The sequence below is a fragment of the Rhodococcus sp. NPDC059968 genome, from assembly GCF_042738615.1.
Classification (GTDB): domain Bacteria; phylum Actinomycetota; class Actinomycetes; order Mycobacteriales; family Mycobacteriaceae; genus Rhodococcus_F.
The window spans coordinates 1-7,612 of record NZ_JBHWUE010000198.1 but is presented as its reverse complement, the minus strand read 5'-3'; the positions used below and the strand labels follow the sequence as shown (position 1 = coordinate 7,612).

Here is a 7,612-nt window from a genome sequence, read left to right as displayed (position 1 = left end):
GCTTCCGCACCCCCGATGCCCTCATCGCCCTTGCCATGCTCGGACTCGGCGGCCACCCACCACAATTGCCCGGCAGAAACCACCCACGAATGAGTTAGTAGAGCCCGAAATAGACTGTTAGGACTCCATACAGCGCAAAGTCGTAGTACTCGATGAATGTTCCAACGAAACCCGCGGAAGCAGCCTTCCGCGCCCGCGAATCGACTCGGCTGTCGTGAGTGGCTGAGGTGGTTGGACCTGGGGTCGGAACGGCGGGGTAGGTCATAGGTACTCCTGGTTGACAGGGCATGCTCGCGACGGCAAGCGCATGCGATTTCCTACTCGGTGGGCTTCAGGAGGCGCGTAGCCTGAGGTCTTCGTGGATCATGTTTCGAACCGAGGCGATCACCCGCTAATTCGCCGAAACCGATCCACAAAGGTGGCGCGGCAAGTGGCGGCATCGTTCTTCAGTTGGGTGAAGGACCGTTCACGTCGTCGTGTCGTCGGTAGAAGGGTGCCAGCGTCGACGCCGAGGTGCCTTCAGTAACGAATATTGGCTTGTCGGGAAAGAAGAGCGATAACGGCGGCGACTTCTTCGGGTGTTCCCGAAGGCTGGGGAGGGAACGACGTTCCCATGCGCGCGAGAGGAGCTCCGTCTATACTTCACGCTCCAACTTACTTGGTGGGGTTGCTGTCACGACCGCAGGTTGATGAGAAGGGGATTCGAACCCGTGCGCTGCGGCGCGTCAGGGATCGTCGCCACCCGGCGGTTTCCACACACTCCGTTTGCCTTACGCAGTGCCAGCAGCAAGTGCCCTGAATAGCTGCTCGTCGTGCCACGCCGGTGTACCGAGGAGAAGTTCGTTCACCTTTGCACGGCGCAGGAACAGGTGGAGGTCGTGCTCCCAGGTGAAGGCGATGCCGCCATGAAGTTGCAGCGAGTCGCTGGCGATCGCTGATGCTGACCGGCCGGTCCATGATTTCGCCACATGGACGGAGACATCAGCATCCGACCGACGATGCTCTACCGCCCAGGCCGCTTCTTCGGTGGCGACGACCGAGCCCTCCAATTGGATGTACATGTCGGCAATTCGGTGCTTGATCGCCTGAAAACTGCCGATAGGTCGATCGAACTGCCTGCGTGTGCTCACGTAGTCGACCGTCATATCGAGCAACCTTCGAGCGATTCCCACACTTTCGGCGCATTGAAGGACAACGCCTGCTCGGAAGAGATCGCTGTGCGCGTCGTCTGAAAGTATCAACCCATCGCCGGTGATGGGGGTCGAATCAAAGGCTACCGCGAAATAGCGGCGCGTCAGATCGAGTGTGTGCTGCCTTTCGATCGTGACGCCCTCGCCGTTGGTGTCGACCACGGCCAGGACTCGCTTCCCGTCCAACTGTGCGTCGACCGCAAGGTGGCTCGCGCGGTGAGCCTCGGGAACATACAGGCGCCTCCCCGAGATGCGTCCCGAAGAGATGGTAAGAGGACCATTGTCACCGGGTCCTTGCAAACCCCACGTTGCGATCGCCTCGGCTGAGGCGAGCTGGGGAAGCAACTGCGAGCGCAATCCCTCAGTCCCATGGCGTTGAATTACCCAGGTGGCAACCGAACTGGGAACAATGGGACTGGGTTGCAGTGAGCGGCCAAACTCCTCAGCGAGGATAGCGAGTTCCACGAGTCCTTGACCGATACCCTCGTACTCCTCGGGAATGGTGATAGTCGTCCATCCGAGATCGGCAATCTGCTTCCAGAAGGCGTCGTCCTCGCCGGTCGGCGAGTTCGAGACCTCGCGGATTCGTTCGGAAGTTGCGTTGCGTGAGAGAAGTTTGCGGCAGGTCGCGCGGAGTTCTTCGTGTTCAGAGGTGGATAGCTGCATGGAAGGACCTCTCGTAGTGCGTGGGAAATGACGCTCGGGGCAGTGCCCCGCTATCCGGCCGCTGGATCGCGGGGGAGCTTCAGTGCACGCTCGGCGATCAGATTCCGCATGATCTCGTTCGAGCCGGCCGAGATCGTGAACCCCCGCGCGTACAGGTATGCCTCCTGCCATCGGCCACCGTCGAGGACATCTTCGTCTGGTGAATCGAGCACCCCTCTATTGCCTTGCAGTTCCAGCGCGTAGGTGGCGATGTCGAGGTTTGTTTCCGTGAAGACGACCTTGGCCACCGGCGAGTCCCCGACGTCCGCGACCCCCTCTGCGCTCTTCAGGAGGCCCTTGAACCCAAGGAGATCTGACACTTGGGCACGAGCGAAGAATGATCCGATCCGTTGCCGAACGTCGCTGTACTCGGACGCGGGTCGTCCATCGCGGGGACTGTCCGCGGCGATCTGCACAAGTTGACGAACTGCGTCGGCGATCGAGTCCTCTCGTTGACTCTGTGAGCGTTCGTGTGCAAGCGCGGACCTGGCGATGGCCCACCCCTCGCCTGCGGCGCCGATCATATTCGCGTGGGGAATGCGAACTTCGTCGAAGAACACCTCGTTGAAATCGCTCGAGCCTGTGATCTCGCGCAACGGTCGGACCGTGATTCCGGGGGTGCGCATGTCAACTACAAATGCGGTGATGCCCGCATGCTTGCGTACAGCGGGGTCGGTTCGGGCGAGTAGGAAACCGAAGTCGGCGATGTGCGCGTGGGTCGTCCAGACCTTCTGGCCGGTTACAACCCAATCATCGCCCTCTCGGCGGGCTTTGGTTCGCAGCGACGCCAGATCGCTTCCCGCGTCAGGTTCACTGAACAGCTGACACCATAGATCATCGAACTGTCTGATCCGGGGGAGGAACTTCTCCTTTTGCTCCTGGGTCCCGGACGCGAGCAATGCCCCGGAAATCAAGTTGTACGCACCGATAGGACGCGGGGTCTTCGCCTGTGCCAGTTCGGTGTCGAGGATGAAGTCCTGCAGGGCATTGTGGTCTGCTCGTCCACCCCACTCTTCTGGCCAGTCGGCGCCGACGAAGCCAGCCGAGAACAAGCTCGCACACCACTGTCGGTACTCGGGGAGATCAGCGGGTTTCGGGCTCCGCGTGCCCGGAAGCCGATTCATTGGCGGGCGCCGCGCCGCAATGTGCTCCCGGATGCGATTTCGGTAGTCAAGTAGGTCGTCGGTGAGCTCGAGATACATCAGCGGTTCCGTTCGTAGAGGCACGCGTAGTGAGGCAGGTTCTGCGTCATACCCGCTCGATTATCGTGACGTTTGCCTGTCCTCCGCCTTCACACATCGTTTGAAGGCCATACCGGCCACCGGTGCGTTCGAGCTCATGAAGCAGGGTCGTCATCAGTCGTGCCCCGGAGGCTCCGAGCGGATGACCCAAAGCAATGGCACCACCGTTGACATTGATCTTCGCGGGATCCGCCCCGATCTCCTTCTGCCAGGCGAGTACGACAGGCGCGAAGGCTTCGTTGATCTCGATCAGATCGATCTCATCGATACTCAGTCCGGTCTTCTGCAGAGCATGCTCGGTAGCGGGGATCGGTGCGGTCAACATCATGATGGGGTCGGCGCCCCGGACCGACATGTGATGAATCTTCGCCCGGGGGGTCAACCCGTACCGGTCGACGGCAGCCTGGGAGGCGATCAGCAGTGCACTTGCGCCATCGGAAATCTGGCTCGACACGGCGGCCGTGATGCGGCCGTTCTCTTGGAGGGGCCGCAGTCCGGCCATCCTCTCCAAGCTGGTGTCTCGCCGAGGGCCTTCGTCGACGCTGATGCCCTCCAGCGGTGCTATCTCGCGGTCAAAGCGTCCCTCGTCGATCGCGCGGAGCGCTCGTTCATGGCTGCGGAGCGCGAAGGCTTCCATGTCCGCGCGCGTGATTGACCACTTGTCGGCGATCAGCTCGGCGCCATGAAACTGACTCACGGGCTGGTCACCGTAGCGGCCCGACCACCGTCGCGACCCGGTATACGGATTGTCGGGGAGTCCGAGCGCAGTGCCGACCGATGTCGCGGAGGCGATCGGGACCATACTCATGTTCTGGACACCGCCGGCCACAACCAAATCCTGTGTCCCGCTCATCACGCCCTGAGCAGCGAAATGGACCGCCTGTTGCGACGAACCGCACTGCCTGTCGATCGTCGTGCCGGGGACCTCTTCGGGAAATCCGGCAGCAAGCCAACAGGTGCGGGCAATATCCGCCGATTGGGGACCGATCTGATCGAGGCACCCGAAGATGACATCTTCAACGGTGCTCGGATCGATCCCGGCACGTTCGATGAGGGACGAGAGAACGTGAGCACCCAGATCCACGGGGTGTACGGAGGCGAGGCCGCCGCCTCGCCGGCCGACGGGACTCCGCACAGCTTCGACAATGTACGCAGTCGGTCGTGCAGGAACCGCTTCGACGACATACTCAGAAGCGCTCATGAATGTATGACCTCACAGGTAGTCGGTTGGTCGAGCTCGAGCAGTTCGGCCGCTCGTTCCGACAGCCGGGCGACGACATCGCACGGCTGCGAGCGGAATTCCAGAACAACTCTCACACAACCAATGTCAAGGTAAGAATCGACGAGATCGGTGATTGCGGGCATGTCATCCTCGGTGACATGCAGTCGCACAGACCGCGGCACGGCCCTTTCGGCGAGGTCGTCGAGCTTGTTGCCGATCGTCGTCAATTCTGACGGCGCGAGATCATGGGGATGCCAGACGTCCGCAATGCGCGCCGCTCGCCGCAGGGCGGGACCCGAGTGACCGCCGATCCAGAGCGGGGGGTGTGGGCGTTGGTGCGGTACAGGCTCCAGGACAACGTGGCGGAAGGAGAAGAATTCGCCATCGTGGGCGACTTCTCCGCCTCCCCAGCAGGACTTCATCACGTCGAGCGCCTCGTCAGTCGCCCGGCCGCGCGCTTCGAACAAGTTCTCGGCCCCGAGTGCGCGATACTCGATCTTGCTCCATCCGGTACCGACCCCCAGGTCGACACGCCCATTGGAGAGAACGTCGATCGTGGTGATCATCTTCGCGGCAAGCACCGGATTCCGGTGTGGCACCACGAGAACGCCGGTCCCGAGACGCACCCGGGACGTCGTCGCCGCCATCCACGTCAACGCGGTCAATGCCTCGAGCCAGTAGTCACTGTAGACACCGTCCATCGCCCTGACCCCGACGACGTGATCGGTCACCCAGAGTGAGTCGTAGCCCCAACTCTCTGCCTGGGCGGGTAGAACCTTCACCAGTTGCGCAGCGCCGGGCTCGTTGGTGGTGACCACTAGACCGACTGGTCTCGCAGAACGTCCACTCATGACGGGGTGACCGTAATGGCCTGCTCTGGGCAGGATGCTGCTGCGTTTTGAAGGTCATCCTCGGATGTGGTGGCTGCCGCGGGGGTGACAACCGCGTATCCCTCGTCGTCGAGATCAAAGGCAGCAGGAGCCATGGCATGGCACCGTGCGTGCCCCATACATTTGTCAGTGTCCAGCGCGATCTTCATCCAAGTTCTCCTCCGAGTCGATTAGCGAAACCTCGCTCTATCATCGATAGGGTAGTTATATAGGAGGGCGATGACAAGAGTATGCAGCGTTGCTGACGTCTGGGATACTGGGGTTCCCCTGCGCGGTTGGGAATCCGGGTCGCCACCGTTGCGCTCCTGGAAGGCCAGTAGTTCGACGGCCCGGCGGCGGTCCGGTTGCAGGGAGGGCGCGGTTCCATCTCCGGTGCGATCGGACCGGTGACCATCCGGCCGTACGCGTTGGCTTCACAGCCAACGGTGACGATGACCCAGCCTGCTTTAGTCGAACAAACTGGTATACCGCGAGCGCCGCCACATATGATCACTAGAAGACCAAATGCATTCGACTGCAATGGCATCGACGGACGTCGACGTTGCCGGTCACGAGCGGCCCCGCCGCCGCCGACCTTGCCGCGCGCCGCCACCGAGTCGCGATCGAGCGGAGGTGGCGGTCATTCTTGTCCGAGCGGCCGCCACGCCGTCCTTCCCTCCCGAACTGCTACTGGCCGGCTGTCGCCAATTCGTTGATACCGCGACAATCGATGATGCGCTGTGAGGATCCGTTGGCCGCGAGGGCGAGCATTGCCTTACCGACATTCTCCGAGTTCGTGACCATGGTGGGCAGCAATCGCTGCAGTAACGGGTACAGCGGTGCAGTGAGTCGGTAGATCCACTTGTACGTCGCTGTCCGTGAGGTAGCACCGTGTCGGGGCTGAATATAGCCCGGACGCAATACGAACGCCTGGAGCGGGATGGCCAGTACCGTGTTTTCGGTCTGGCCTCGGACGCGTGCCCACATCGAGCGCCCCGACTCCGAACTGTCCGCACCCTGACCCGAGACGTAGACGAAAGTGATCGATGGGTCTCGGCCCGCGAACATACGTGCGGCGGCCACCGTGAAATCGAACGTGATTCGCCGATACTCGTTCTCACTCATGCCAACAGCAGAGACTCCGAGGCAGTAGAAGCACGCATCGATGTCCTCGAAACGGTGCGTGAGCGGTGTGAGATCGGCGAAATCGTGGTGCTGTACCTGCGTGAGTTTCGGGTGCCGGATACTAGACGGTGATCGGGTCACCGCAAGAACACTCTCGACTCGGGGATCAGCAAGGCATTCATGGATGACACCTTGGCCGACCATTCCAGTGACTCCGAAAATGGCCACCTTCACAATGGCCGCCTCCTTATCGTGATCCGTTCGCGCACTTGGGGGGTCCAGAATGCGGGTCGCTCCGTTGCTGTGGTCAGGCGAGAAAGCCGCCGTCTACCGCGAGATGGGCCCCGATGATGTAAGAGGCGTCATCGGAAGGCAGGAAGGCGATGGTGGTAGCGATCTCGCGGGCCTGTCCGACACGACGCATCGGGATGCCGGTTTCGGCGACGGCCTGCGTTCCTTCCGGGTTGGCCTGGGTCATCTCAGTGTCGATGACGCCTGGCTGAAGTCCGTCGACCCGAACTCCCAATGCGCCATATTTTTTTTGCTGCGGAACGGGTAAGCCCGCGGACCGCATGCTTGGCGGTCGAGTAGTCGACCGACGGTCCCCCCGGTCAGCGAACACGCTCGACACGTTGACGATTGCGCCACCACCCGCTGCCAGAATCGCGGGGATCTCGTACTTCATCCCGAAGAACAACCCGTCGAGATTGGTTCCGACGACACGCCGCCAATCCTTCTCGGTCATCTCCGCGGTGGGTGCGAATATTCCTGTCGCACCAGCGTTGTTCACGCCGAAGTGTAGTGCCCCGAACGCGTCGACCGTAGCCCTCACCGCGCTCTCAAGGGTATGAGCAATGCTGACGTCGCCGGCAATCGCGAGGGCGCGGCCACCCTTCGAGGTAATCTGCGCAGCAACCTCGTCGGTCTTGCTCTGACGGCGGCCTACCACGGTGACCGCGGCTCCGCGCTCAGCCAGCAGCAGCGCCGTCGCTGCTCCTGTACCGCTACCGGCACCGGTCACAAGAGCAACCTTGCCGTCAAATTCCACCGAACTCACGAACACCCTCACGTCACGACGCGATGGAGCGTCTTGGGATAGTTCATGCCACCTGGCGATGCCCACGGCATTTCGCCGGGGCATCGTAATGCGTGGTCTCGTCTGTGAGCTAGCGGGAGTTTCCTGGATAAGTTGATCATGGTCGGTCGTTCGGGCCGCCCGTCGGTTGCCGACCTGGGGTAACACGGCGCGTCGGATGGTGC

General features: G+C 61.8%; 7 protein-coding genes and 1 pseudogene. 1 reads left to right on the top strand and 7 read right to left on the bottom strand.

Annotated elements, in window-relative coordinates; genetic code table 11:
• Positions 1-770: 770 nt before the first annotated feature.
• Genes ACFWAY_RS52535 through ACFWAY_RS52515 form a run of 5 tightly spaced genes read right to left on the bottom strand, consistent with a single transcriptional unit; the run spans position 771 to position 5,397 of the window.
• Entirely contained in the window at positions 771-1,856 is a 1,086-nt protein-coding gene (locus ACFWAY_RS52535) for an acyl-CoA dehydrogenase family protein (RefSeq protein ID WP_378516362.1), read from the bottom strand.
• Positions 1,857-1,906: 50 nt separating this feature from the next.
• Positions 1,907-3,097 (bottom strand): acyl-CoA dehydrogenase family protein, encoded by a 1,191-nt coding sequence (locus ACFWAY_RS52530; protein WP_378516361.1) that lies wholly within the window; start codon positions 3,095-3,097, stop codon positions 1,907-1,909.
• Between the two features lie 46 nt (positions 3,098-3,143).
• Complete coding sequence (locus ACFWAY_RS52525) at positions 3,144-4,337, bottom strand: acetyl-CoA C-acetyltransferase (RefSeq protein ID WP_378516360.1); 1,194 nt, start codon at positions 4,335-4,337, stop codon at positions 3,144-3,146.
• Positions 4,334-5,176, bottom strand: coding sequence for a TIGR03619 family F420-dependent LLM class oxidoreductase (locus ACFWAY_RS52520; RefSeq protein ID WP_378516359.1), 843 nt, complete (start codon positions 5,174-5,176; stop codon positions 4,334-4,336). Before ACFWAY_RS52520 ends, ACFWAY_RS52525 begins: the two co-directional genes overlap by 4 nt.
• Positions 5,177-5,205: 29 nt before the next feature.
• Positions 5,206-5,397, bottom strand: coding sequence for a ferredoxin (locus tag ACFWAY_RS52515; protein WP_378516358.1), 192 nt, complete (start codon positions 5,395-5,397; stop codon positions 5,206-5,208).
• 138 nt (positions 5,398-5,535) lie between these two features.
• Here ACFWAY_RS52515 and ACFWAY_RS52510 point away from each other — a divergent pair.
• Positions 5,536-5,744, top strand: a pseudogene (locus tag ACFWAY_RS52510) (hypothetical protein); the annotation flags it as partial.
• Positions 5,745-5,914: 170 nt separating this feature from the next.
• Here ACFWAY_RS52510 and ACFWAY_RS52505 read toward each other — a convergent pair.
• A complete protein-coding gene (locus ACFWAY_RS52505) occupies positions 5,915-6,580 on the bottom strand; it encodes an NAD-dependent epimerase/dehydratase family protein (protein WP_378516363.1) in 666 nt (221 codons plus the stop codon).
• 79 nt (positions 6,581-6,659) lie between these two features.
• On the bottom strand, positions 6,660-7,409 hold the full coding sequence (locus ACFWAY_RS52500; protein ID WP_378516357.1) for an SDR family NAD(P)-dependent oxidoreductase: 750 nt from the start codon (positions 7,407-7,409) through the stop codon (positions 6,660-6,662).
• Positions 7,410-7,612 lie beyond the last annotated feature (203 nt).

What these genes read in the sequence shown, in the direction of transcription:
- ACFWAY_RS52535 (WP_378516362.1), bottom strand. Translation starts at nt 1,856, where the DNA reads ATGCAGCTATCCACCTCTGAACACGAAGAACTCCGCGCGACCTGCCGC.
- ACFWAY_RS52525 (WP_378516360.1), bottom strand. Translation starts at nt 4,337, where the DNA reads ATGAGCGCTTCTGAGTATGTCGTCGAAGCGGTTCCTGCACGACCGACT.
- ACFWAY_RS52515 (WP_378516358.1), bottom strand. Translation starts at nt 5,397, where the DNA reads ATGAAGATCGCGCTGGACACTGACAAATGTATGGGGCACGCACGGTGC.
- ACFWAY_RS52530 (WP_378516361.1), bottom strand. Translation starts at nt 3,097, where the DNA reads ATGTATCTCGAGCTCACCGACGACCTACTTGACTACCGAAATCGCATC.